This window comes from Marinomonas posidonica IVIA-Po-181, from assembly GCF_000214215.1.
Classification (GTDB): domain Bacteria; phylum Pseudomonadota; class Gammaproteobacteria; order Pseudomonadales; family Marinomonadaceae; genus Marinomonas; species Marinomonas posidonica.
The window spans coordinates 15,459-41,291 of record NC_015559.1; the positions used below are offsets into that span (position 1 = coordinate 15,459).

At 43.1% G+C, this 25,833-nt stretch carries 22 protein-coding genes; 11 read left to right on the forward strand and 11 right to left on the reverse strand.

Going from position 1 to position 25,833, the window contains the following annotated elements:
• Positions 1-65: 65 nt before the first annotated feature.
• The 4 genes from trkA to def all read right to left on the reverse strand — a co-directional run bounded on the left by trkA (position 66) and on the right by def (position 4,856).
• A complete protein-coding gene (trkA, locus tag MAR181_RS00070) occupies positions 66-1,439 on the reverse strand; it encodes a Trk system potassium transporter TrkA (RefSeq protein ID WP_013794559.1) in 1,374 nt (457 codons plus the stop codon).
• A 397-nt stretch (positions 1,440-1,836) separates the two neighbouring features.
• The gene (gene rsmB / locus MAR181_RS00075; protein WP_013794560.1) at positions 1,837-3,216 is read right to left on the reverse strand and encodes a 16S rRNA (cytosine(967)-C(5))-methyltransferase RsmB; all 1,380 of its coding nucleotides are present in this window, start codon (positions 3,214-3,216) and stop codon (positions 1,837-1,839) included.
• Positions 3,213-4,211 carry a methionyl-tRNA formyltransferase gene (gene fmt, locus MAR181_RS00080; RefSeq protein ID WP_013794561.1) on the reverse strand — a complete coding sequence of 333 codons (999 nt, stop codon included), beginning with the start codon at positions 4,209-4,211 and terminating at the stop codon, positions 3,213-3,215. The genes rsmB and fmt overlap by 4 nt, the downstream gene beginning before the upstream one ends.
• Before the next feature lie 126 nt (positions 4,212-4,337).
• On the reverse strand, positions 4,338-4,856 hold the full coding sequence (gene def / locus MAR181_RS00085; RefSeq protein WP_013794562.1) for a peptide deformylase: 519 nt from the start codon (positions 4,854-4,856) through the stop codon (positions 4,338-4,340).
• Positions 4,857-5,118: 262 nt separating this feature from the next.
• Between def and dprA the strand changes: the two genes are divergently transcribed.
• Positions 5,119-6,447, forward strand: a complete 1,329-nt coding sequence (gene dprA, locus MAR181_RS00090) for a DNA-processing protein DprA (protein WP_013794563.1) — start codon at positions 5,119-5,121, stop codon at positions 6,445-6,447.
• Positions 6,448-6,554: 107 nt separating this feature from the next.
• Here dprA and MAR181_RS00095 read toward each other — a convergent pair whose 3' ends face one another.
• On the reverse strand, positions 6,555-6,974 hold the full coding sequence (locus MAR181_RS00095; RefSeq protein WP_013794564.1) for an RNA-binding S4 domain-containing protein: 420 nt from the start codon (positions 6,972-6,974) through the stop codon (positions 6,555-6,557).
• Positions 6,975-7,016: 42 nt separating this feature from the next.
• Here MAR181_RS00095 and cysQ point away from each other — a divergent pair, with 42 nt between their 5' ends.
• The gene (gene cysQ / locus MAR181_RS00100) at positions 7,017-7,883 is read left to right on the forward strand and encodes a 3'(2'),5'-bisphosphate nucleotidase CysQ (RefSeq protein ID WP_013794565.1); all 867 of its coding nucleotides are present in this window, start codon (positions 7,017-7,019) and stop codon (positions 7,881-7,883) included.
• Between the two features lie 184 nt (positions 7,884-8,067).
• On the opposite strand, the gene MAR181_RS00105 is transcribed toward cysQ, so the two are convergent.
• Complete coding sequence (locus tag MAR181_RS00105; protein WP_013794566.1) at positions 8,068-8,643, reverse strand: TetR/AcrR family transcriptional regulator; 576 nt, start codon at positions 8,641-8,643, stop codon at positions 8,068-8,070.
• Positions 8,644-8,834: 191 nt separating this feature from the next.
• On the opposite strand from MAR181_RS00105, the gene fabF reads away from it, so the two are divergent.
• Positions 8,835-10,109: a beta-ketoacyl-ACP synthase II gene (gene fabF / locus MAR181_RS00110; RefSeq protein ID WP_013794567.1), complete on the forward strand. Its 1,275-nt coding sequence runs from the start codon at positions 8,835-8,837 to the stop codon at positions 10,107-10,109.
• Positions 10,110-10,227: 118 nt separating this feature from the next.
• Here fabF and MAR181_RS00115 read toward each other — a convergent pair whose 3' ends face one another.
• The 4 genes from MAR181_RS00115 to MAR181_RS00130 all read right to left on the reverse strand — a co-directional run bounded on the left by MAR181_RS00115 (position 10,228) and on the right by MAR181_RS00130 (position 15,540).
• Positions 10,228-11,547, reverse strand: coding sequence for a TRAP transporter large permease (locus tag MAR181_RS00115; protein ID WP_013794568.1), 1,320 nt, complete (start codon positions 11,545-11,547; stop codon positions 10,228-10,230).
• The gene (locus MAR181_RS00120) at positions 11,540-12,097 is read right to left on the reverse strand and encodes a TRAP transporter small permease subunit (protein ID WP_013794569.1); all 558 of its coding nucleotides are present in this window, start codon (positions 12,095-12,097) and stop codon (positions 11,540-11,542) included. The genes MAR181_RS00115 and MAR181_RS00120 overlap by 8 nt, the downstream gene beginning before the upstream one ends.
• A gap of 127 nt (positions 12,098-12,224) precedes the next feature.
• On the reverse strand, positions 12,225-13,253 hold the full coding sequence (locus MAR181_RS00125; protein WP_013794570.1) for a TRAP transporter substrate-binding protein: 1,029 nt from the start codon (positions 13,251-13,253) through the stop codon (positions 12,225-12,227).
• Between the two features lie 397 nt (positions 13,254-13,650).
• Positions 13,651-15,540, reverse strand: a complete 1,890-nt coding sequence (locus tag MAR181_RS00130; protein WP_013794571.1) for a methyl-accepting chemotaxis protein — start codon at positions 15,538-15,540, stop codon at positions 13,651-13,653.
• Positions 15,541-15,934: 394 nt separating this feature from the next.
• Here MAR181_RS00130 and MAR181_RS00135 point away from each other — a divergent pair, with 394 nt between their 5' ends.
• Positions 15,935-16,873 (forward strand): LysR family transcriptional regulator, encoded by a 939-nt coding sequence (locus MAR181_RS00135; protein ID WP_013794572.1) that lies wholly within the window; start codon positions 15,935-15,937, stop codon positions 16,871-16,873.
• Positions 16,874-16,889: 16 nt separating this feature from the next.
• Here MAR181_RS00135 and MAR181_RS00140 read toward each other — a convergent pair whose 3' ends face one another.
• Positions 16,890-17,612 (reverse strand): FCD domain-containing protein, encoded by a 723-nt coding sequence (locus tag MAR181_RS00140; protein WP_013794573.1) that lies wholly within the window; start codon positions 17,610-17,612, stop codon positions 16,890-16,892.
• A gap of 218 nt (positions 17,613-17,830) precedes the next feature.
• Here MAR181_RS00140 and manD point away from each other — a divergent pair, with 218 nt between their 5' ends.
• From manD to uxuA, 7 genes are all read left to right on the forward strand, one after another.
• Complete coding sequence (manD, locus tag MAR181_RS00145) at positions 17,831-19,042, forward strand: D-mannonate dehydratase ManD (protein WP_013794574.1); 1,212 nt, start codon at positions 17,831-17,833, stop codon at positions 19,040-19,042.
• Between the two features lie 6 nt (positions 19,043-19,048).
• Positions 19,049-20,071: a Zn-dependent oxidoreductase gene (locus MAR181_RS00150; protein WP_013794575.1), complete on the forward strand. Its 1,023-nt coding sequence runs from the start codon at positions 19,049-19,051 to the stop codon at positions 20,069-20,071.
• A 43-nt stretch (positions 20,072-20,114) separates the two neighbouring features.
• A complete protein-coding gene (locus MAR181_RS00155) occupies positions 20,115-21,071 on the forward strand; it encodes a TRAP transporter substrate-binding protein (RefSeq protein WP_013794576.1) in 957 nt (318 codons plus the stop codon).
• A gap of 84 nt (positions 21,072-21,155) precedes the next feature.
• On the forward strand, positions 21,156-21,698 hold the full coding sequence (locus MAR181_RS00160) for a TRAP transporter small permease (RefSeq protein WP_013794577.1): 543 nt from the start codon (positions 21,156-21,158) through the stop codon (positions 21,696-21,698).
• Positions 21,698-22,972 (forward strand): TRAP transporter large permease, encoded by a 1,275-nt coding sequence (locus MAR181_RS00165; protein WP_013794578.1) that lies wholly within the window; start codon positions 21,698-21,700, stop codon positions 22,970-22,972. The genes MAR181_RS00160 and MAR181_RS00165 overlap by 1 nt, the downstream gene beginning before the upstream one ends.
• Positions 22,973-22,982: 10 nt before the next feature.
• On the forward strand, positions 22,983-24,455 hold the full coding sequence (locus tag MAR181_RS00170) for a mannitol dehydrogenase family protein (RefSeq protein ID WP_013794579.1): 1,473 nt from the start codon (positions 22,983-22,985) through the stop codon (positions 24,453-24,455).
• A gap of 3 nt (positions 24,456-24,458) precedes the next feature.
• A complete protein-coding gene (gene uxuA, locus MAR181_RS00175) occupies positions 24,459-25,655 on the forward strand; it encodes a mannonate dehydratase (RefSeq protein WP_013794580.1) in 1,197 nt (398 codons plus the stop codon).
• Positions 25,656-25,833: the final 178 nt, after the last annotated feature.

The window sequence follows — 25,833 nt, forward strand, 5'->3', positions numbered from 1 at the left end:
GTGTGGTGTGCGATGACGAAGGCTAGAATCGGTATCCTAGACAAGGGTCAATGAGAATGAGCACACTAGAAAAAGCTTAAGCCTACCTGAAACAGTTGCTCGACGGCTGGAATCTGTTTCTTATTGGTGACGAAGATAATTACGTGATCTTCGGCTTGGATGACCAATTCACTGGTGGCAACGATCACATCGTCTTCTCTTACGATGGCACCTATGGTCGCCCCTTCAGGTAAATTAATATTGGCAATGCTGCGCCCGACGACTTTAGAAGAACGATAGTCCCCGTGGGCGACCGCTTCCAATGCCTCTGCGGCGCCTTTTCGCATCGAGTGCACATTGACCACATCGCCTCGTCGAATGTAGCTTAACAAGGAGCTGATAGTGGTGTGCTGAGGCGAAATGGCGATGTCTATCATGCCCTCTTGTACTATGTCCACGTAAGCGGGATTGTTAATGATGGTCATGACGGTTCGAACCCCCAATACTTTCGCCAACATAGAAGACATGATGTTCGCTTCATCGTTGTTGGTCAGCGCGCAAAAGACATCTGTAGATTCAATGTTTTCTTCTAATAGCAGCTCTTGTTTGGAAGCATCACCATTCAACACTATGGTATTGTCCAAGGTTTCAGATAAGTAGCGACAACGTTCTGGGTCTCGTTCAATGATCTTAACGCGATACTCTTTTTCGAGGCTTTGTGCTAAGCGTTCGCCTATGTTACCGCCGCCTGCAATAATGATGCGTCGATAAGGGGTGTCCAGTGGACGCAGTTCGCTCATCACATCGAGTACATCTCGTTGAGCGGTCAAAAAGAATACTTCATCATTGGCGTGAATATGGGTATTACCGTCAGGTGAAATGGATTTGCCATCACGATAAATTGCCGCAATACGAGTTTGAATAGAGGGCATGTGCTCTTTCAAGAAACTGATAGGTTGGTCAATCAGTGGGCCACCTTTTTCTGCTTTGACAACCACCAACTGTACTTTGCCCTCCGCAAATTCCATGACCTGTAATGCACCAGGATATCGGATTAGACGGCTAAGGTGTTTGGTAACTTCTTTTTCCGGACTGATTCGAACGTCCATTGGTAAGGCTTGATCGCAAAAGAGTTCAGGGTAGCGTGAATAAGCGCTGGAGCGTACTCGACCAATTTTAGTCGGCGTTTTGAACAAGGTATGCGCTACCTGACAGGCCACCATATTGGTTTCATCCTGATTACTTACTGCGATGAGCATATCAGCATCGTTACAGCCAGCTTGGTTAAGAACGTCAGGGTGTGCGCCACTGCCTTCTACTGTTTGTATGTCTAATCTGTCTTGTAGCTCTCTAAGGCGATTTGAATTAGTATCAATGACCGTAATGTCGTTATCTTCGCTTGCTAGATTCTCTGCTAGAGTCGCGCCAACCTGACCGGCTCCAATAATGATGATTTTCATATTTTGCCTTAGCAGAGCTCGTCTATTGCTCTACTGTTTCTTATTCAATTTTCAATTCAGTTTTAGAACGTCGACTAGAAGCTCATCGTAATCGTATCTGGTCGAATACAAACTCATAATCCTAGTAGTAAAGTCTACCTACATAACTAAGATTATTTAACTTGATCTGCAAAAATACTGATAATTATTTTTAGAGGTCAATTATTTTCACTCTTGATGCCCTGTTCCATTTTTTGAATTGTTAAATCTGTTTCTATGAATGTGAAAAGCCTCTTAACTGTGTTTCACATGAAACATTCTGCTTCGTGAAATTAGGCTAAGAGGCTTTTGAGGCTTTTAGATTTCAGGTCTTGGTGTATTAAATAAATCTTAGTAGATCAAACCCAAATAGAAAAAATTAAGCAGACTTTTGTAGTAAGCAATAATAAAAGCCATCATTTCCATTTAGTGTCGGAAACAGTTGTTTGCCATGGCTTACTTCAAGACCCCAATTTAGGCTTAAGTTGGCGTTTAAATGATTTAGTTTAATTTCACTGGCATCGGACTGTTCTGACAAAAAGGCCGCGATCTGTTGCTCATTTTCTTCTGGCATCAAAGAGCAGGTTGCGTAAAGCAAATAGCCATTTGGCTTTAGTGTCGCCCACACCTTGTTAAGAATTTGTTTCTGTATAACGATCAGTTCTTCAATGTCTGCAGGTTTTCGGTTGAGTTTTATATCAGGGTTACGGCGAATTACACCAGTGGCTGAACAAGGTACATCCAGCAGGATCTTGTCGTAAGCTTGATTGTCCCACCACTCTTCTGTTTGTGAGGCGTCCGCGCACATTAATTCTGCGCAATAACCAAGGCGGTCTAGATTGGATTCGATCTTCTCAAGACGCCAGGCTTCTAATTCAATAGCCGTCAGTGAGGGTAATACTGAGTTGCTTTTCTGTTCTTCGGATTGAGAACGACTCAAACATTCTAGTAAATGCCCTGTTTTTCCACCCGGTGCGGCACAAGCGTCGAGTATTCGTTCACTCATGGTTGGGTTCAAAATTTGAGCAGACAACTGAGCGGCTTCATCCTGAACGCTGCAAAGGCCATCGTCGAAACCTGGTAATTGATTAACAGATACTGCTTTAGATAGGTACAAAGAAGCGTCAGATAAGCCACCTTGTGTGGTTTCTATACCCAATTCACTTAAGGTTAACTGGTATGTTTCACGTGAAACTCTGTCCAGATTGACTCGTATACACATCGGCGGATGAACATTACTGGCTTCTATAATTTGCTCGAAAGCATTCGGCCAATGTTTCTTATAGCGTTTAACCAACCATTTTGGATGATTAAATTCGACGGACGGCATCTGCATAAGATTATCTATAATCTCAAGCTCTTCTCGTTGGTAGCGACGCAATACGGCATTGATAAGTTTGGTCGCCCAATCTTTATTAAGAAGTCGACAAGCCTCAACAGATTCGTTTACCGCTGCGTGATCCGGCGTTTTCATGTAGGACAGTTGATATAGACCTAAAAGCAAGACAGCATAAAGATCTGTATCCTTCTCTTCAAAAGGATGTGCCAATAAGCTCAGAGCAATGCTATTAAGCTTAGGGAATTGGCGGCAAACACCAAAGCAAAGTTCCTTAAATAAGGCTTGCTGATCGGAGGTTACCTGCGTCTGCAATCGGTTTAGTTGAGTACTCAATGAACCCTGTTGTAGCAATACATTGGTTAATACTTGAATGGCTACCTGACGTGGCGCTTGCGTTGAAGCTTGATCTAGTTGGTTCATGATTGTTTTGCCTGCTCAATAGCGGAGAATTGCTTACCAACTTCCAATGCGGTTTTGTGTTTGCCATTTAGTGCATCTTGTACCTTCAAGCGTTTGCCGCCAGCAAATTGCAACTCAGAAATTAACAAAGCGTCTTCACCTGCTGCAACAAGGACGCCCTCTTTATCACTTCTTAAAATAGTTCCAGGGGAAAGAATTGTTGAAGCGGATGACGCTGTAACAGCAACAGCCGCATGAATTTTCATGCTACCAGCTTGGCTAAAACTATACGCTGCTGGCCAAGGTGATAAGGCCCTTACTTGACGTTCAAGCAAGGCCGCTGTTTGTGACCAGTCAAGATTGCCTTCCTGTTTGGTAAGCTTGGCTGCATAGCAGGTGTTGGCTTCGTCTTGTGGTTCTGGCGTGATCTCAGAGGTTTTGAGTTTCTCTATGGCGTCGATCAGTGCTATTCCACCTAACTTGGCTAACTTGTCATGGAGAGAAGCATAGGTCTCCGTTGAGCCAATCTCACAATGTGCTTTTAACAACATATCACCTGTATCAAGCCCTACATCCATCTGCATAATAGTGATCCCCGTTTGCTGATCACCCGCAATAATAGCGCGATGGATGGGGGCGGCACCGCGCCAGCGAGGCAATAAGGATGCGTGTACATTGATGCAACCCATCTTCGGAGTGTCTAGGATGTCTTTTGGCAAAATAATGCCATACGCTGCGACAATCATGATATCGGCATTTAACTCAGCCAACACTTTCTTATCGTCATCTTGTTTGAAGTTTATCGGCTGATAAACTGGAATGCCATGCTCAACAGCCAGTTGTTTTACTGAGCTTTGTACGAGTTTCTGACCTCGGCCTGCAGGACGATCAGGCTGAGTGTAAACACCCACTAACTGATATTGGTTGAGATCTTTATGCTCAATTAAGGCTTGCAAGCTAGATGCTGCAAAATCGGGTGTTCCAGCAAAAACAACGCGAAGAGGTGATGATGTCATTGGATATTCCTTAACAAAAAAATCAGGCCAAAAGCCTGATTTTAATAACGGGTTTGTAGTGAGATCTGTACTCACGAAGTTCAAATGATTGTTGTCTTGTAGGGCAGCAGATCAAGGATGGCCTATTTATTTGGCGTTTTTCTGTGCCAATTTGTGAGCCTTCTCTAACTTGCTCTTAATGCGATTACGTTTAAGTGGTGATAAGTAATCAACAAACAGTTTGCCATCTAGATGATCAATCTCATGTTGTACACACACCGCCATTAGTTCATCAACATCCATTTCGAATGGCTTGCCATGTCGATCTAATGCTTTCACTTTGACTCTTGCTGCACGGTATAGGTGTTCATAAAACCCTGGTACGGATAAGCAGCCCTCCTGAAACTCATTCGGTTCATCGTCTAAAACATCGAATTCAGGATTGATAAACACGATTGGTTGATTACGCTCTTCTGAGTGATCCATTACTACCACTCGATAATGGTAGTCCACTTGAGTCGCCGCTAAACCAACGCCATTCTCGTCATACATGGTATCTAACATGTCATCGATTGTGGTTTGCAGCTCATCCGTAAAGTCGCTGACCGGTGCAGCTATTTTACGTAAGCGTGGGTCTGGGTATTCAAGTACAGGTAAAACCGCCATGATGTATTCCAATAATCTCTTTTAAAATGGTTGGCAGGCAAAAGGAGAGCAAGAAGTGAAGGGGTCTCCATGCACTGCATAGGTTAATAGGTGTATTGTAACGCATGTAGCGGGATTGGGCAGTCTTCTCGTGGCGGTTTTTTACCCAATATGATTCAATGAGTTTAATAGTTGTGGTCTATTTTAACGATATCAAATCATCAAAATGCGACTCGGCAGGATGCCAGTAGCAACAACGACCTTAGCAAGGATGCGAAAAACAATGTCTAGCCCTTTCCTTTTATGTCAAGAAGATTGGCTTTGCTTGAGCTTTTTATCAGGCATAGGTCCAGCTCGATTATCTCGATTATTTGCCTATTTATCAGATTTAGATGAGTCGCAAGAAACGCATCCTCATAGCTTAATGTTAGATCGCTATGTATTAGAGGATCATCTTAAGTCGTCTAACATTAAATCAAAGCAATTGGACTCCGTACTATCTTATGAGGTTTTAAGGTCTTTAAAGTGGCCAGATATCACCGCACGTGAAGCCATGGCGTTTTTATCGACTGGCAAGTTGAGTGATGAACAGGAAAAGAAACGTCAGGATACCCTAGCCTGGTTAGACCAGAAGAATCATCACCTCATTTTACCAACACATCCTGATTACCCTGAGGCGCTTAAACAGATCAGTGTTGCCCCCGTTTTACTCTATGTAAGAGGCAATTTGTCCGCGTTAACAGCGCCTAAAATTGGCATTGTCGGCGCTCGGCGATGTTCGAATTATGGGCGGGATATGGCGTTCCATCTAGCTTATGAATTATCCATTTTAGGTATTTCGATTGTTAGTGGTGGCGCAATGGGGGTGGATACCGCGGCACACCAAGGCGCGTTAACTTCTAATATGACACCCAGCATTGCGGTGATGGGGACGGGGTTAAAGCATTTATACCCGCAAAAGAATACTTCATTGTTTGAACAGCTATTAGATCAGAAGGGCGTATTGATAAGTGAATACCCACTAACAACCACTCCAAGACCCAGCTTATTTCCTCCTAGAAATCGGATTATAAGCGGTTTAAGCATGGGCGTACTGGTGGCTGAAGCGTCTATTAAAAGTGGTTCATTAATCAGTGCCAGTTATGCCGTACAACAGAATCGTGAAGTATTTGCCTTACCAGGACGGATTAACGATGCTAACTCTGCGGGCTGTCATCAACTCATTCGTCAGGGGGCGACCTTGGTTCGTAGCGTACAAGACATTCTTGATGAATGCCCTGCTGAATGTCTGTCTATGAATAACGTCAAGGCGCATGATGAGTCTGGTAAAAAAGATGCAATTGAAAGGTCCCCTACCATCTCCGATGCTTATGTTAGCCAGATTACTCTCTTTGGCAAAGACAAAGAATTCAAGGCTAAGCAAGCGCCAGAATCACTGTCATCAAGTGCGAAACAGATTATTAACTATGTCGATGAACAAGCAAGGTCCGTGGATTTTGATGAACTGGTTCGTGCGAGTAAGCTGAATGCAAGTGAGCTAATGCAAGCACTCATAGAGTTGGAGTTGAGTGCTTGCTTAGAGAATAAAGATGGTCGCTATTTTCGTGTTTGATTAAACCGCTCTCAAGCTGGTTAAGACTGGAACTGGCGAAGAGGCATTGTCCTGAAGCTTCTTCTTTAAGAAATGCTGCCTAGCTAGAGAGAGGTAGAGTAAGTCCTTTAATCCAAGTTGCCAAATATGTCTTTTTTTAACTGTTTGATGTCACGACGCTCTTTCTTATTCGGCTTATGATCTGCCATGATACGCCCACCAAAAGACTTGTGTTCCAATGCTCTCTTTTCGCGTTTTTCAATGGATTCAGGGGTTTCTTCATAAAGCAGTCTAGCTTCTGGAGCCCCTCTTCTTTGGCCACTAATGCTTTTGATCTCAACTATCTTTTCGTCCCAGCCAATCCGAATACCAATCAAAGCGCCTACTTCGACATTGCGACTGGCTTTGCCTTTACTACCGTTGTAAGTAATCTTGCCACCGTCAATGGCGTCTTTGCTGAGCGAGCGAGTTTTGAAGAATCGTGCCGCCCAAAGCCACTTATCTAAACGAACAGCTTGTAGTTCTGACTGTTTTTCTGTTTTACTCATAAGGAATACATTGACCCATTTTGTTGTCATATTGAGGCTGTTATGCAGGACGTTAATCAACACCCCGTTTTTCAAGCGCTACAAAAAATAATACACGATGCAGCCACAGCGATCATGGAAATTTATCAAAGTGCCGATTTGGGGATTCAGCAGAAGTCTGATGACAGTCCTGTTACGGCGGCTGACTTGGCGGCACACCGTATTATTTTATCAGGTTTGCAAGCACTTACACCGGACATACCTGTCTTATCAGAAGAAGGTACGGTGAAATTTGAAGAGCGTGTGCACTGGCCGTCTCTTTGGATCGTTGACCCTTTAGATGGCACCAAAGAATTCATTAAGCGAAATGGTGAGTTCAGTATCAACATTGCATTAGTTCAAGACGGCAGACCAATTGTGGGCATGGTGTATTTGCCCACGACACTGGAAGGCTATTTTGGTGTCACGGAGGCTTGGCAAGATTTGCCTGTCGGAGCGATAAAATGGCACGACGACGTTGAGCATGAAGCCACGTATGAATCTATCAATGTCAGAGTGCCAAGAGAGCCTATTATTGTCATGACCAGTCGCAGCCATGGCCCTGCCCTGCCTATCGATTTAAAAGACACCTTAAAGGCTAACTATGAGCAAGTAAGAGAGTTGCCAAAAGGCAGTTCCATTAAGGGTTGTCGTATTGCCGAAGGCATTGCCGATTTGCATTTACGACGTGGTCCAACCAGTGAATGGGATACGGCGGCCCAACAAGCCATTATCGAGGCTGCGGGTGGTATGCTGGTCACACCAGAAGGAAAGCCATTTCGATACAATCAAAGAGAGACCTTATTAAATGGTCATTTCTTTGTCTCTGGTAATGAAATTGCGCCACACATTATGCGTTGGTATGAAAACAAAGACAGTGAGATAGACTAATGAATGTCGTTTTTTAGTGGACTGTTATTCTATCTGTCTATTGTTTGTTCATGTAACGCAGACTTATTTCGTATCGTTATCATTAAAAAGCCATGTGTTTCACGTGAAACACATGGCTTTTTATCTTATTGATCTAGTGTGTTATTTCTAAAACTTGGCTGCTTTATCGCTAATAAAATTATACCTAAGCCATTTTTAATCTAGACACAATGCGTTCATGGGCGCGTTTTAGGAAGTCATTTTGTAATGGTTGACTGATGGAGCGTGCAATGGAGACGGTTCCAACTAATGACACCACAGTCTCCTCAGCTAAGGCTTCCGGCTCAGGGTTACCTCTTTTCTTTAAAATAGTTGCTAGGCGTTCAACCAAGGTATCAAAACAAGCTTGGTAGGCTTGCCTTACTTTTTCTTCTTTGTGGGCCGCGTCTGTGACGAGAAATTCTAAAGGAGAAGGATGATCCTGGTCAGTCTTACTCCAACTTAAATAGCGCGTTACTAGCGCTTTAAGATGAGTTTCTTTGCCTTCTGTTCGTTTGTCGTCTCGTGCCCAAAAAGCATGAGAAACTGCAAATTGCATAGCCGCTTCGTAAAGGCTGCTTTTACCTGAGAAGTGCGCGTAGAAAGCACCGTGGGTCATGTTTGCTTTCTGCATGATTTGCGTTAGCGTGACACGGTCAAATCCTCTGGAGCAAAACAACTTTGCCGCAGCCACTAAGATGCGTTGGCGAGTTTGCTCCTTGTGTTGCTGTGTATAAGGCATCTCGTCTCCTCCTTATTTAGATTTAGCCATCTTGCATTCTATTTCTTATGGTGAACAAATTCTTGCGGTGATCAAAATATTATCTTGATCATATTAACTCTCACTCTAGCATGGGTAAGGTCATTTTGCAGAAAACAAAAAAATCGATCAAAACTGCAAAGCCACTTATTAGAGATGCAGAGGGTTTTCTCATGTCTTCACAAGATCGAATTGTTATTACTGGAATGGGGTTGGTGTCTCCGCTAGGCGTTGGCGTTGAATCCGTATGGGCAAAGCTGATTGCAGGTGAATCTGGTATTCGCCCGTTACCAGAATCCATCTCAGCGAGTTTAGCGACTAAGATCGCTGGCCAAGTACCTAGTATTACAGATCAAGATAATGGTTTGGATGAATCCAACTATCTGTCACCAAAAGAAAGAAAAAGAGTAGATCTGTTTACGCTTTTTGCTTTAGCCGCTGCAGATGAGGCGTTAAAGCAAGCGAATTGGTTACCTGAGACTGAGTTAGACAAACAAGCGACAGCCACAGTAATTGGTACGGGTATTGGGGGCTTTCCTACCATTACCAAAGCTCATACAACGCTTCAGGAGTCAGGTCCAAAACGAGTGTCTGCTTTCACAGTACCGGCCTTTTTGGCCAACTTAGCGGCGGGTAACGTATCGCTAAAATATGGCTTCAAAGGTCCCATCGGTACACCTGTTACCGCTTGCGCCGCTGGTGCTCAGGCCATAGGTGATGCCATGCGTTTGCTCCGTTCCGGTGAAGCTAAGGTCGCGTTAGCTGGTGGCACTGAGGCCTGTATTGATACTTTATCATTGGCAGGCTTTGGGGCTCTGAAAGCTCTATCAACCAATAACGATAAGCCAGAGCAAGCGTCAAAACCCTTTGATGCGGAACGTGATGGCTTTGTCATGGGGGAAGGTGCGGGTTTGATCGTAATGGAGACGTTAGAGCATGCCTTATCAAGAGGCGCGAGCCCTTTAGTCGAAGTGGTTGGTTATGGAACCAGTGCCGATGCTTATCATTTAACTTCTGGACCGGAAAGTGGTGAAGGTGCCGCTCGTGCGATATCCGCTGCTTTGAGCATGGCTGGTATCAGCGCAGATCAAATTGGTTATGTGAATGCGCATGCAACATCGACTCCTGTGGGTGATCGAGGTGAGATTAATGCTTTAAAAAGTATTTTTGGCGATTCTGTGAGCCAAGTGGCGGTCTCTTCTACTAAATCTTCGATTGGTCACTTACTTGGGGCGGCAGGTGGTGTGGAAGCGATTTTCAGTGCGCAAAGTATTCTCTCCGGTAAGTTACCTGCAACATTGAACTTGAATCATCCTGAAGACAGCATAGCGGATATGGATTTGGTGCCATTGGTTTCACGTGAAAAACAAGTCGACTATGTCTTGTCTGACAGTTTCGGTTTTGGTGGAGTGAATGCCGCGATTATTTTAAAGCGCTTTGCTCATTAACAACGGCTTATTAACTGCATAGCGTATTGAAAGAGAAAACTAGTCTAGATAAAAAAGCGGCCCTGTGTGAAAACAGAGCCGCTTTTTGTTCGTGCAATCAATATATTGGGTGGTGTCCCTACCCCATAATTTTGTTTGGCAACCACATCACCATGTCTGGGAAACACATACAAATGATCAGCACCAGTAGTTTGATTAAAACAAATGGTGTTACTGACTTATAAATGTCCAACATGGTAATACCTGGAGGGGCGATACCCTTCAAGTAGAATAAGGCAAAACCATAAGGTGGGGTTTGTACCGCTATCTCAATGTTGAGAATCATCAAGATACCAAACCAAATCGGATCAAAACCTAATGACACTGCAATCGGTGTGAAGATAGGCGCACACATCAAGACAATGATGAACTCGTCAATAATGAAGCCAAGCAACAGCATGATCAGCTGGAACATGATGATGACCATCATCGGCGACAAGCCGAGATCTTGTGTGAAGCTGGCGACCATGTTCTGTACGCCCATCAACAGATGGAAGTTACTGAAAACCGTGGCACCGAAAATGATCCACATAGCGACACTGACCAACAAGGCTGCTTGCATACCAGCATTACGAACCATACGAGGTTTGAAGCGCTTAAAGAGCACCGCCAAACAAATAGCACCCACAACGCCAATTGCCCCTGACTCTGTCGGGGTCGCAACCCCCATGATAATACTGCCTAATACGGCCACAATCAGTAGCAAAGACAATAAACCATCACGAGCCGTAAACCATTTCTCTTTCAAGGTGGGTGCTACGTCTGGAACTTTGTCTAAAGGGGCTTTGCTGTGATCCAGCTTACAAGCAATCACTACATAGGTGATAAGCAAAACAATGGTAATTAAGGCTGGCACTAATGCGGCTATGAACATGCGCCCTACTGAGTTTTGTGTTGCTGATGCAAACATAATCATCGGAATGCTAGGGGGAATCAAGATCCCAAGGCCGCCACCTGCCATGATCACGCCCAATGCCAAACGCTTGTTGTAACCACGTTCTAACATAGGTCGTAATGCAATACTGCCGGATGTCATGATGCCGGCACCTATGATGCCAACCATGGCACCTATCATAGAACACACTATGATCACGCTGATGGCTAATGAGCCGCGTACTCGGCCTATTAACATTTGGCTTGCGTTGAACATGGCGTCGCCAATGCCGGAACGAGTCAGCAATTGTCCCATGTAGATGTACAAGGGAATGGCCAATAGAATAAAACTGAAATGTGTGGCTTCTAACGTGGTTGGAATGACATTAAACAGACCGTCACCCCAAGTAATGTAACCCACGGCCATGGCGATTCCACCCAGACCTAACCCCACAGGTGCACCCAACGCGAAGGTTACTAGAATACAAAGTAGCAAAACGCCGGTAAGAAGTTCGATGCTAATCATGTGGCGTTTCCTCTATATTTCGAACGGAATCAGGAAGCAATTGTTTACCTGTTAATAAGTGAAAGCCTTCTTCTAATAAGTCGCTGCTGAGCTGAAGACCGAGCATAAAGCTAGCTACCGCCATCATTACCCAGTAATGGTGCATATGAGGTGCCCATTCACTCTGGCGACGATAATTGAACTCTAGGGCTTCTTCGAATTTACCTATGCTCATTTTGCAAATGATGGCGACAAAGAAGATGGCGAGGCAGAAAGAAATAATATTGAACAAACTGCGCATACGGGGCGACACTTTGTTATAAAGAATATCGACGTTGATGTGAGCTCGCTGCTGTTGCGCGTAAGCACCACCTAAAGCGGCAATGTAACCAAAAATAAACAGGGATAAGTCGTATGCCCAGATTGTTGGCTGATTTAAGAAGTAGCGCGAGAAAACCTCAAAGGCGACGACAAAAGCCAGCACAGGCATCAAATAAGATATGGATTTGCCGACAAAGGCCACCAGCGCATGAATGGTAAGGCAATAGCGCCTGATCGCTGTCTCTATCATTGTGTAATACCTTAAAAGGATGGGAAGGTTGTGCGAAATTACGAAAACATTTACCAAAAAACAAAGGAGACACAACCAAGTGAGTCTCCTTTGTGTATTGTATCAATCCATTGATAGAAAGGCTGTATTAGTTCGCTTCTTTACGAAGTACTTCAATTAACTCAGCGCTGTATTTATCAGATTTAGCGTATTCGTCCCATAAGCCAGCACCTGCAGATTGCCAAGCTGCTTTGTCAGCATCACTTGGTGCAGGGCTCCACTGTAGACCTTTTGCTTCCATCTCTGCCACGGCTTGAGATTCCCACAATTTAGACTTAGTCAATTGCTCACGAGCGTGTACAGTTGTTGCTGCTGAAACAATTGCTTGTAGATCTGGAGACAACTTGCTCCAAGCATTGCGGTTAACAATAATAGGTAACACTTGAGCACCAGCTAGAGGAAGTGGGTACATGTATTTAGCCACTTCAACGTGATTACCATCGCGGTGATCAATCATGTTAGAACCGATAGAACCATCGATAACACCTGTGGACAAAGAAGTGTAGATCTCACCCCAAGCTAGTGATACTGGCGAAGCACCTAGATTACGTAGGAACTTGCCGTAAGCACCAGGTGCACGGATTTTCAAACCTTTGAAGTCTTCAATTGATTTGATTGGTTTTTTCGTTAAAACGTAAACCGCAGGCTGAATGTATGGATCAAGCCAAACTAGACCTTGAGAGCCATACGCTTCTTTTAGGATAGGTGCCCAACCTTTCTCTTGGAAAAGTGTGGTTAATTCAGTGGCGTCATCAGTGCCGCCAGGAAGACCGATTTCAACAATACCTGCTGGTAGCTCACCGGCGTGCATAGATTGGAAAGGCGCGCCCATTGTGATTAGGCCAGACTTTACGGCACCTAGGATACCTGTTGTACCAACACCTTCACCAGAATAAAGAACTTGAACCTTGATACGGCCGTTAGACATAGTTTCAATGTTTTTCGCCAAGCTTTCGTATACTTCACCGAATGCACTACCGCGACTGTATAGATTAGCGAAACGCCAGTTGTGATCAGCAGCCTGGGCTGCAGTAGAAGCCATTGCTCCTAAGCCAAGTGCCATAGCTAACGAACTTGCAACCAAACGTTTTTTTGCTTTTTGAAACGTCTTTAACATGAACTACCTCATAAACAAAGTTTGCAGAAAAAGGTCACCAACCAAATGTTGTGACAACTTGCATTGGATACTTTCAAAAAGCCAACTGGCGTTAAAGCATACAAAACCCATCTAAAGTTTTGCCATCACCAAACAATTGAAAAATCAAAAAGCCTTAAAAATCAGTTAACTATATAAAAACCTGCACTGTATAGGTGCTTTATGGTTCGTTTTGGTGCAAATGTGGGTTAACTTTAAATCAATAATAACATGAGTAAATCTATTCTATCGCATTGAAATAACTGCATATTTTTTGTGAATTTCAACAATAATAGTCAGTGGCCTGATTCGAGCTATGTTTGCCCTAAAATGGTTCATGACTGAAGGCCTGCTTCAGAAAATTGATCATTCAAGGCCATTATGACAACTCAAAACCTTGAATTTGTTTGGCCAATTGTTTTGTTTGTTGGTGAATATTATCGTTGGCAGATCGAATGGATTCAGTGGCATGATGATTTTCTTTGATCTCTTGGGCGATGATATCCATGTCTTGTGCCATTTGAGTGGTGGTTAAGGCCACTTCCTGAATTGCTTGGCTGATTTCTTGACTGTTCTTCATGGCGTCCAAGGTGTTCATCTCAATCTGATGGACTGTGGTGACAGCATTCTCTCCTTGATCTTTACTCTGCTCGACTTTGGTTAAGCTGTGAACCATGGCATCAATAACGGCTTGCGTCTCTCGCTGAATGTTTTCCACCTTGCTGGTGATGTCTCCTGAGGCTTTAACCGTTTGTTCTGACAGTGCTTTGACTTCATCTGCAACCACCGCAAACCCACGACCAGCCTCACCAGCTCTGGCGGCTTCAATGGCGGCATTAAGGGCTAACAGACTGGTTTGTTCAGCAACCCCGACGATCAGTTCTATCACCACATCGATTTCTTTTGATAAGGTGCCCAATCGATCGACTCGATTATTCGTTTGCTGAATGGAGTCTGCTACATCGCCAATACTGGCCATGGCTTGCTCCATCGTCTTAGCACCACGGCTGGCGGACTCATATGCCAGCTGAGCCCCACTTTCGACGGCATGTGTCATATTGCGGACGGTATCTGCTGTGGCAGAAATCTCTTCTGTCGACGCGGCTAAGGTATGGCTACGATCTCGAATGCGTTGACTGCCGGTAACGATGGTTTGAATGCCTGCATCTAACTCATCAGCGGTAACGATAAGATGTTGATTGCTGGACTGTAGATGAGCAACCAATTGATGCAACTCATTTGACATTTGATAAGAGGCAATAGAAAGCTGCTGGAATTCATCTGGCTTATTGGTATTTGCGTGAAAGCTTTGCGAGGTTAGTTTGCCGCGAGCGACTTGTGTCAACATGCTTAATACAGAAGACAGATTTTGATTTAAGGAGCGCATGACGCTGATTAAAATAAAGCCGATACAAGCTGCGAGTAGCAAGCAAGCGATGATTAAAGAATTACGCGCTTGCTGTGCGGTTTTTTGGGAACGTTGTTGAGCTTGTGATAGTAACGTGCCTTGCAAATAGTCTGTATTTTGATCCATTGACTGAGTAAAGTCACGACTCAGCTTAGCCAGTTTCAGTTGTTGAGACTCAATGGCCATTGCGCGTTTGATAACAGGTGCTAGCGCGTCTTCATAAGTTTGAATAAAAGGGTTAAAGACATCGCCAAAGCCAATATTATTGACGTTGTTTTTAAGTTGGCTAATGGCATTAAATAAAGTGGCTTTGTGACTTTCATCGCGATAAGCGAGGAAGTTTTTTTCTTGATTACGAACTTCTTTAAAGCTGGCGGCAAAACTTGCTAGTGTGCTGAATTGTTCTTCTAAAGAATGGGCTGCTTGATTAAGCTCTCTCAAGGCTCCGGTTTTATCATCCAACCCTAAGGCTTCTAAATAATCTAGTTGTTGGCTCAGGGAGGCAATATAGTTCGGTAGAATGGCTTGGCTTTGATTAAGATACTGGGTACCAAGCTCTCCAACGAGATTCGCTTCGATATCAAAGCCCGCTGCGCTATGCTGCTGAATACTGGTTAGGCTTTTTCGAACTTGAGCTAGGCTATTCGGTGTGACTTCCGACATGGCGCGTTCAAATTTCAATAGCGACACTTCGATGTTCTTTACTTGGGTGGTTAGTGTGCTTAATTGACTGGCGTCGTCTGCAGCGCTCGACATTTTCGACAAGTTATAAATGGCATAGGCCCCAAAGCCACCGTAACCGATAGATACCATGATCACTATGGCGATGAGTTTTTGACGTACGGACAACGCGATCGACATATTAAGCTCCCTAGAATCGCTTTTTCAAATAGGCTATTTGTAAAATTAAAAAAAAGCCCGACTACCTAAAATAGATAGACAGGCCAAAAATAAATAGTCTGGAAGATCGAAATGAAAGATGCGATAGGCAAAAGTCCATTTCTAAGGTATAACCGAGCAAACACTTTACTTAGCCAGTAATCAGATCGTTGTGATCATGAGCGCGTTTGACCTGTATTACCTTAATCAAGCCCTAAGTCTGATGAAAGCCGGATCAATCAATGTAAAGTTAGAGGATCAACGAACTTAGTTGTTAAAATAGCAAGGGATAAGGGATGTCAGTATCTAACATGTCAGGGTCAGAAGAAGGATAATTGACCCATAATAATGAATCACGAAGGCGAACGAGGCAGAGATGAACGCACAAAACTATTCACTAGGACAAGTTGGTGATTATGAAATCAAACAACTTAAAGTATTCAAGACGGTAGTGGACTGTGGCGGCTTCTCAGCGGCAGAAACCTCATTAAACATTGGTCGCTCGACCATTAGTTTACATATCTCAAACCTGGAAGCTCGTTTAAATTTAGTCCTGTGTAAGCGGGGACGTGGTGGTTTTTCACTGACCGAAGAAGGCATTATTATTTATGAGATGACGGAAAAACTACTGGAGTCTCTGGATGCCTTTAGGACCACAGTAAACAATCTCAACGCCAGCCTGACAGGCAAGTTAAGACTCGCTTTATCAGACAAAGTGAGTTTAGACCCTCGCAGTCATTTTCCGGAACTGATACAACGCTTTGTCAGTGAGGCGCCAGAAGTGTCAATCACCACGAATGTGGCGTCCATGTCGAACATAGAGCGCATGATATTAAACGACGAAGCGGACATCGGCTTTATACCTTACCACCGCAAATTGGATGGTTTGGATTACGTTCACCTCTACAGTGATGATTGCTACTTATACTGTGGAAAAAATCATCCTTTGGCGAGCTTTGACGAACCTGAACAGGAACAACAAATTGATATTTATCCGGCTACACACGCAGGATTAAAGCCCCATGAAGCGGTGAGCGAACAGATATCCAATATGAATCTGACGGCCATTTCCTATTTCTATGACAGCCGATTGGCGTTGATACTGTCCGGCCAATACATTGGATTTTTGCCAGAGCAATATGCGCAATCTTATTTGGATAAAGGCGATATTGTTGCGGTAGCACCAAAAACGCGTTCCTACACCCTTGGTGTCGCCGTCATTTGTAAACGTACCAGTCAGCCGAATAAGCCACGTGATTTGTTCTTAAAAGTCCTTCATCAAACTGTCGAAGAACTGATTGTTGCACCTTATTAATTTGTCGTGGTAGTCGTTAGGACGTTCTTTGAGCAAAGAGATAGCCATCAAAATCCGGGGCATCGGTATCAGATAAAATAAAAAGAGTTTGTTTTACATTCTCTAGATGCTGCCACATCGCTTGTCTAGCGCCTTCTGCATTGCGCTTTCTTAATTGAAGCAAAACTTTTTTATGATCTTCTAACCACTGATCGTGATAAGAGGTGTCTTGAATCCTAGAGTGCAGCTTTTTCCACATAGGATTACCATCTCTCATATCCCATAATCGGGTTGCCACATCGAGCAATACTGTATTTTGAGTGGATTGAGCAATTAACAAATGAAAATCTCTATCCGCACTGTTGGCTTTGTCGACAGATTCTAGTTCTGCACTCTCAATTTCAATAATGTCTTGTAAGCGTTGTAAGTCTTGCTTCGTTATGACTTTTGCCGCACAAGATGAAATCGAGCTCTCAAGCTCTTGTCTAGCTTGTAAAAGTTCAAAAGGACCAACGTCGGAGACTTTTTTACTGGATTGAAGGGATAGATTATTTTTCAGATAGCTTCCTGAGCCTTTTTTCACCTCAATTAACTCTTCAATCTCTAGCATGATAAAAGCTTCTCGAACGAGAGTTCGACTAACTCCAAACAGTTCTGCATAAACTCGTTCAGTCGGCAGCTTATCTCCAACTTTCAGATTGGATTTTGATATTTCTTGCTTAATGCTTTCGCCAATTTCTCTATAAAGTCGTTCAGCCATACTTGCGAATCTTAGTGATTAATCTCTTGATTTATCTGGTATGCCATTTTTACTTAAATGATGCATAAAGTCGACATTTTAATCAGGTGTTATCGATTAAATTGCTTTTTGGTATGCCAAATTGATATTTAAGGCTTGTTTTCATTTGCTTAATGGGATACTTTGGCTCAATTATACATATTTGGTATACCAAAAATAATAATTAGGTAACTGATTTTATGAAAATTCGATCAGCAAAAGTCATTGTGACCTGTCCAGGACGCAATTTAGTTACGCTTAAAATTGAAACAGATGAAGGTGTTTATGGTATCGGAGACGCTACTTTAAATGGACGAGAAAAATCTGTGGTTGCGTACCTCGAAGAACATGTTATTCCTACCCTTATTGGTAAAGACCCGCAAAAAATAGAAGACATTTGGCAGTATTTGTATCGTGGCGCTTATTGGCGACGCGGACCTGTAGGGATGACTGCGATAGCGGCTGTGGATGTGGCCTTATGGGATATTAAAGCTAAATTAGCTGGAATGCCGCTCTACCAACTGTTAGGTGGCAAAAGCCGAGAAAAAGTGATGGTGTATAGCCATGCAACGGGCTTAGACATTGAGTCTTGTCTAGAAGAAGTTCGAAAACATGTTGAGCTAGGCTATAAAGCCGTTCGAGTACAATGTGGCATCCCCGGAATTCCAACAACTTATGGTGTATCCAAAGAGGTTGGCAAACCGTATGAGCCTGCAGATTCTTCTTTACCAGCTGAACATGCTTGGTCAACAGAAAAATATTTAACTTATGTACCAAAATTGTTTGCTGCTGTTCGTGCTGAATTTGGTGAAGAGTTGCATATCTTGCATGATGTTCATCACCGTTTAACCCCCATTCAAGCTGCTCGACTTGGTAAAGAGGTTGAGCCATTTCATTTATTTTGGCTTGAAGATTGTACTCCAGGGGAGAATCAAGCGGCTTTTGAGCTAATCCGTCAACATACTACTACACCCCTTGCAATTGGTGAGGTATTTAATAGCTTACATGACTGCCAAGAACTGATTCAAAAACAATTAATAGACTATATTCGTTCACCTATTTCACATGCTGGTGGCATTACGAATGTACGTCGTATTGCTGATTTTGCAGCACTGTATCATGTTAAAACGGGATTTCATGGCGCAACGGATTTGTCTCCAGTCTGTATGGGGGCGGCTTTGCATTTTGATACTTGGGTACCGAATTTTGGTATCCAGGAACACATGCCTCATACCGAAGAAACCGACCTCGTTTTCCCGCATGCTTATCAATTTTCAGATGGTTATTTTACCGCGGGAGAAGCGCCTGGCCATGGTGTGGATATAGATGAAAAACTGGCCAAAAAATACCCTTATAAACCAGCCTATCTTCCTGTAAATCGTCTGGAAGATGGCACTTTGTGGAATTGGTGATAAAAGATGAAAGCGTTCCAAGTAAGTAATGTAAATGATTATGCTCTCATTGATACCCAAGTGCCTGTTGCGGCGACTGGCGAGGTATTAATTAGAACCGCTTTTGCTGGAATTTGTGGTTCGGATTTACATATTATTCACGGCCAAAATCCATTTGTGGAGTTTCCGCGAATTACAGGACATGAGTTCTCTGGTGTTGTGGCGGCAATTGGTGAAGGTGTTGAGCATGTTGCGGTGGGAGACCCCGTTTGTGTCGATCCTGTCATTAGTTGTGGGAAGTGTTACGCATGTCGAGTTGGAAGAGTGAATGTTTGTGCTCATTTGCAGGTGTTTGGAGTTCACCGTAATGGCGGGTTTGGTGAGTTTACGAGTGCACCAGCAAGTAATGTGCTTGCTCTACCGGATAATGTTTCTCTTGAACAAGCGGCATTAGTCGAACCCTATTCTATTGCAACCAATGTGTTAACTCGTATGGAACCGCTACCAGGTGACACTCTTTTGGTATACGGTGCTGGTGTCATTGGTTTAACCATTGTTCAAGTTGCGAGAGCGATGGGAATTGAGCAGGTGATAGTCACGGATATCGTTGATGAGCGCTTAGAAACAGCCAAGTTACTTGGTGCAACGGACGTAATAAACAGTCGTGTGGATAATGTTGAAGAGTGTATTCATCATTGGACTAATGGAGAAGGTATACCCTTGATTGCCGATGCGGCGTGTCTCCCTGCCCTATTACCTGAAATTCTTCGTATTGCTTGCCCTGCCGGTCGTGTTGGATTACTCGGCTTTAATTCAATCCCAAGTGACATGGCTCAAATTGAAGTAATCAAGAAAGAACTCACGATTGTGGGGTCACGCCTTAACAATCGACGCTTTCCTCAAGTGTTGGATATGATCGCATCTGGTCGACTTGATCCTTTGGCTTTGATTAGCCACAGAATTGCTTTGAATGAAATCAGCGATGGTATACAGCTAATGGAAAACCACCCTGAACTTACTCGCAAAGTGCTAGTGGAAATGAGTAAGTAGTTACCAACCCCAATAAAATCTAATAATAACAATGGAGCTTCCCATGATAAAACCAATAATGAAAGTCGCTGTTCTGTCATCCATGCTAATGGCTAGTATGTCCTACGCGGCGGATGTCACCTTAAAATTTGGATACCCCGCAAATGAAGATAATATCTGGCATAAGGCCGCGCTGAAATTTAAGAGTGTAGCGGAAACCAATTCTGATGGTCGCATTGAAGTTAAGCTTTATCCAAATGAGCAGCTGGGTAAAGAAATGGATGTCATAAACAGTATCCAACTCGGCACGGCCGATATGACAATCACGGGTGAGTCTTTACAGAACTGGGCACCTAAAGCGGCATTGATGGCGGTACCCTATGCGTTTACTAGTTCTGAACAGCTTAAAAAAGCGGTCAACGGCGAAGTTGGCAAGGAAATTAGTGATCAAATCACCAAACGAACAGGCTTGAAACCAATTGCTTGGTTTGAGCGCGGATCAAGACATCTTACGTCGAATCGTAAAATTTTGACTCCAAGCGACTTAGATGGTCTTAAACTACGAGTCCCAAATGTTCCTTTGTTTGTAAAAACATGGCAGGCGCTAGGTGCTAAGCCTATTCCAATGGCATTCAGTGAAGTGTTTACCGCGCTACAACAAAGTACGATTGATGGACAAGAAAACCCATTGAGCCTAATTAATAGTGCTAGTTTCTACGAAGTTCAGAAATACGTGAATTTGACGGGTCACGTGCGCAGTTGGATTTATGTGGTTATTGGTCAAAGCAAGTTGAACAGTATGCCTGCCGATCTTCGAGCCATTGTCTTGGACGCTGGCCAACAAATGCAAACGTTTGAACACAATATGTTCGCATCAGATGAAGCAAAACTAAGAACAATATTAGAAGACCGAGGTATGGAGTTTGTTGAACCTGATTTAAAAGCCTTTAAATCAGCAGCGCAAAAAGCGGTTCAAGAGGCACTCTCATCGGAGCAGCTAGAGCTCTATAAAAAAATCTAGTGGTATCAAGTTTTTCTATCTAATGAAGACACCTATTTTTGCTAGATCAATCTAGTGAAAATAGGTCACTTTGGAGTGCCTGTGATGAGTAACTCATGTCAAATGAGTCGCCTTAGGAGCCTTGAGCGATTCAAAATAGCCATACAGCGGACGCTGAACGTTGTGGATTGGCTTTTCTCTGTATTAGCGGTATCAGCATTGTTAGCCATTATAGTGGTTGTTTTAATTCAAGTTTTTTCTCGTTTCTTATTACCAAGTTCTCCTATCTGGACAGAAGAATTATCTCGTTATTTATTCATTTATTTAATTGTCATGGGATCAGGCTTAGTCATTCGCCAGAATCGACATGTTCGTTTGGAGCTATTTCAATCTTCTTTAAATAGATTTTGGTATAAGGCGTATCAGGTATTTTGTCATCTGCTCGCAGGTGGCTTCGCTGTCTATATATTTCCGTATGCAATTAAGTACGCAGAAATAGGTCGATGGCAAACATCTCCGGCTTTGGAAGTACCAATGTATTGGGCGTTTTTGTCAGTTAGTTTTTTCTTTATGTTAACGGCCTTATATAGCGTTACCAGCGTGTTGCTCATATTGCTTGAGCGTGATGATCAAGGAGTAATCTCTTAATGGAAGTTATTTTGTTGTTTGCGGTTTTTTTCTTACTGCTATTGATTGGTGTGCCAATTGTATTTTGTTTAGGTGTTGCCTCTCTGACTTACCTTACATTAGCCGGTATTCCTTTAACCATAGTGCCACAGCGGTTATACGCTGGGATGGACTCGTTTGTTTTACTATGTATTCCGGGCTTTATTTTGGCTGGAAATTTGATGAATGTCGGTAATATTACAGATTATATTATTCGGTTTAGTAATGCTTTATTAGGCCATATTCGCGGTGGACTAGGTCTTGCGAATGTGGGCGGTTCAATGATCTTCGGTGGTATTTCTGGAACGGCTGTGGCGGATACGGCCAGTATTGGTGCCGTGATGATTCCTGGGATGGCGAAGAGCGGTTATGACAAGCCTTTTGCCGCCGCTGTGACGGCGGCATCATCAACAATAGGACCAATAATTCCCCCAAGTGTTCCTATGATTATTGTTGGATCCTTGAGTGGCATCTCTGTTGGAAAAATGTTTTTAGCCGGTGTCATTCCTGGTTTTATGCTGGGATTGGCGATGATGGTAACGGCCTATATTATTGCTGTAAAGCGACAATACCCGAGAGAGAAAAGAGCCACAGTACGAGAAATTTTAACGGTTGGAAAAGGCGCTTTTTGGGCGTTATTAATGACCTTTATTATTTTGTACGGAATCATCGGAGGGATGTTTACGCCGACGGAAGCTTCAATCATGGCAAGCTTATATGCTTTTGTCGTTGGAATGTTCGTTTATAAAGGGCTGACGTGGAAGAATCTTCCTCAATTATTGGTTGATACTGTATTAAGTTCAACAAGTCTTTTGCTTCTAGTTGGTATGGCAAACTTATTTGGCTGGATTTTGACAAGTGAACAAATCCCCCAAATGCTTGCAAGTGCCATTTTTCATATTAGTGAAAACCCAATCATAGTTATTTTAATCATTAACATTGTGTTATTGGTTGTCGGTGGTTTTATGGAAACCATTGCCGCTTTGATTATTCTTTTTCCCACTTTATTAAAAGTTGCAGAAGGAATTGGCATGGACCCGCTGCATTTTGGCGTAATGGCTGTACTTAACTTGATTATAGGCTTAACAACCCCTCCTGTTGGAGTCTGTTTGTTTGTTGCCGCTGGCATCAGTGAATTGCCAATGACGGCTATTGTAAGAGCAATATGGCCTTTCTTAATCTGTAACCTAATCGTACTTCTTTTAGTGGCTTATATCCCTTCTATTTCTTTGTGGCTCCCTTCTTTTCTAGGTTAGGAACTTGGTGATGATAAATTTTCAAACAATACATAGTCGAGTGTTACCTGATCAGCATGATGTTGGGATAGTCCATATAGGTTTAGGTGCATTTCATCGTGCCCATCAAGCCGTTTATCTCGAAAAAGTGCTTTCTGAACAGGGCGGTGATTGGTCAATAGTCAGTGCCAATATTCGTTCAAACTATAGGTTAGTTGACCAACTAAATGCAGCGGGCCTTAGATATCACGTAGTAGAGTATAGTGATAAAGAGACAGCAAAGGTTCGAGAGATACGTGCTATCAAAGAAGCCATTTTTACAGGCACGGAAGATGGTAGAAAGGCACTTTTAAAATACCTGACTGCGTCGACGACTAAAATTGTAACCTTAACCGTGACCGAGAAAGGATATTATCTCGAGCCGGTATCAGGACGGCTGCTGATTGATAATCCAGATATTCGACACGATCTTAATCCAGTAAATCAGCCTAAAACCGCGCTTGGTTTTATAGTGCAAGCCCTAAAGCAACGAAAAGACCAAGGCATAGAAGCATTCACCGTTTTGTCATGTGACAACATGCCTCATAACGGCGTTAGAGCCAAACAAGCGGCGGTTGAATTTGCAAAAGTAAAAGATGAAGCGTTTGCCAAATGGATTGAAAAGAATGTGGCTTTCCCTAGCACTATGGTTGACCGTATTGTGCCAGCTGTTAGTCCAGCGGACATCGAGATGATTTATGCTGATACGGGTCTTAATGAACCGATTTTGGTGAAGACTGAACATTTCAGTCAATGGGTAATAGAGGATGATTTTCCTTTAGGTCGTCCAGACTGGGAAACGGCTGGGGTTCAAATGGTCGACGACGTTGCCAACTATGAAATGATGAAATTACGCATGTTAAATGGCAGTCATTCATTATTGGCTTATCTCGGTAGTCTTGCTGGTTTCAAAACCGTATCGGAAGCGATGCAAGATGAGTCGATTCGAGCTTTTCTTGATTTTTACATGCGGCAAGAAGTGGCGCCAACATTATCCTCTTTTTCCTCAGAAGAACTTGAAGCTTACAGCGAACAGTTATTACAACGCTTTGAAAATACCAGCCTATATCATCAACTTTTACAGATTGCGATGGATGGAAGCCAGAAATTGCCTCAGCGGTGGCTAAGTACATTACTTCAACTTCGTGATCTAAAGCTCCCTTCAACTGCGATAGAGCTTGGTATTGCAGGCTGGATGTCGTTTGTATGTCACGCGGCCTACGGTTCTCAAAGTATTAATGATCCTTTAGAAAGTGAGCTGTTTGAATTGAGTCAAAATCATCGGGAAAGTAGCCATGACTTAGTACAATCTTTTTTAAAGCGAGATGACATATTTCCATCGAGCTTAAAGGAAAATACAGCACTGATTACGCGCTTGGCTGACCTTATAAATCAAATTCATTCCGGTACTAAAATACAACAGATGATGTTGTCAGTTATACAGAATACTAGAGTTGAGAGATAATTTATGGAACATACATGGCGTTGGTTTGGAGTAAAGGATTCCATATCATTACAAGATATTCGTCAGGCCGGAGCAACCGGCATAGTGACAGCGTTACACGATATCCCAAATGGTGAAGTATGGCCGATTGAATCAATTCAAGCCGTAAAAGAAAAGATTGAGTTAGCTGGATTAAGCTGGTCTGTCGTAGAAAGTATCCCTGTGCATGAAGATATCAAACAGCGTACAGGTCAATATCAGCATTACATCAAAAATTATGCTCAAAGTATTCAGAATTTAGCCGAATGTGGGATTTACACCATTTGTTATAACTTCATGCCTGTACTGGATTGGACCAGAACAGATCTTACTTATACATTACCGGATGGATCTAAAGCATTGCGGTTTGATCAGGTTGCCTTTACGGCTTTTGATGTATTCATTTTGAAGAGAGCCAATAGTGAGTCGGAATACTCAGAAGCAGAAATGTTGGCGGCAAGGTCTTATTATGACGCTTTAACAGAGACTCAGGAAAAAAAGCTGATCAATACTATCTTAGCGGGCTTACCTGGGGCAGAAGAAGCCTACACGCTTGATAACTTTAGAGAAGTATTAGCGGCTTACGAGAAAATTGATAAGGCAACTTTAAGAGAAAATTTCGCTTCCTTTTTAGAGCAAATTGTTCCCATCGCAGAAGCCTGCGGTGTCAGTCTGGCGGTTCATCCTGATGACCCTCCTCGGCCAATTTTAGGATTGCCTCGTATTGTTTCCACAAAAGAGGATATTGAGTGGCTGGTAAAGCGCATACCTTCGCCAGCCAATGGCATTACATTCTGTACAGGGTCATATGGCGTACGAGAAGACAATGACCTGTGTGATATGGCGGCCACCTTTGCAGAGCGAATTTATTTTACGCACTTACGCTCTACTCAAAGAGAGGACACTTGGGGCAGCTTTCATGAAGCAGCACATTTAGAAGGCAATACAGATATTTCCGCCATCATTTTGACCTTGTTGGAAGAGGAAAAAAGACGTGGATTAGCGGGTATTCAAAAACCGATTCCATTGCGTCCAGATCATGGACATCAGATCATGGATGATTTACGTAAACAAGCCAAACCAGGTTATTCAGCATTAGGAAGAATGAAAGGCCTTGCCGAGATTCGAGGCGTTGAGTTTGCCCTTAAAAAATATGTCTTGAAAGAGGAAAGTACGCAATAGTCCGTATTCTTTATCAAGATTAATTTTGTTTATCTAACAACTAATTAGCAAACGCTTGGATGCGTTTTTTCTAGGGTGAGCAATTGGTATAAGAGCAATAGAATTCAATGTTTGTTTCTTAAAAGTCCTTCATCAAACTGTCGAAGAACGGATTGTTGCACCTTATTAGTAACTGAAT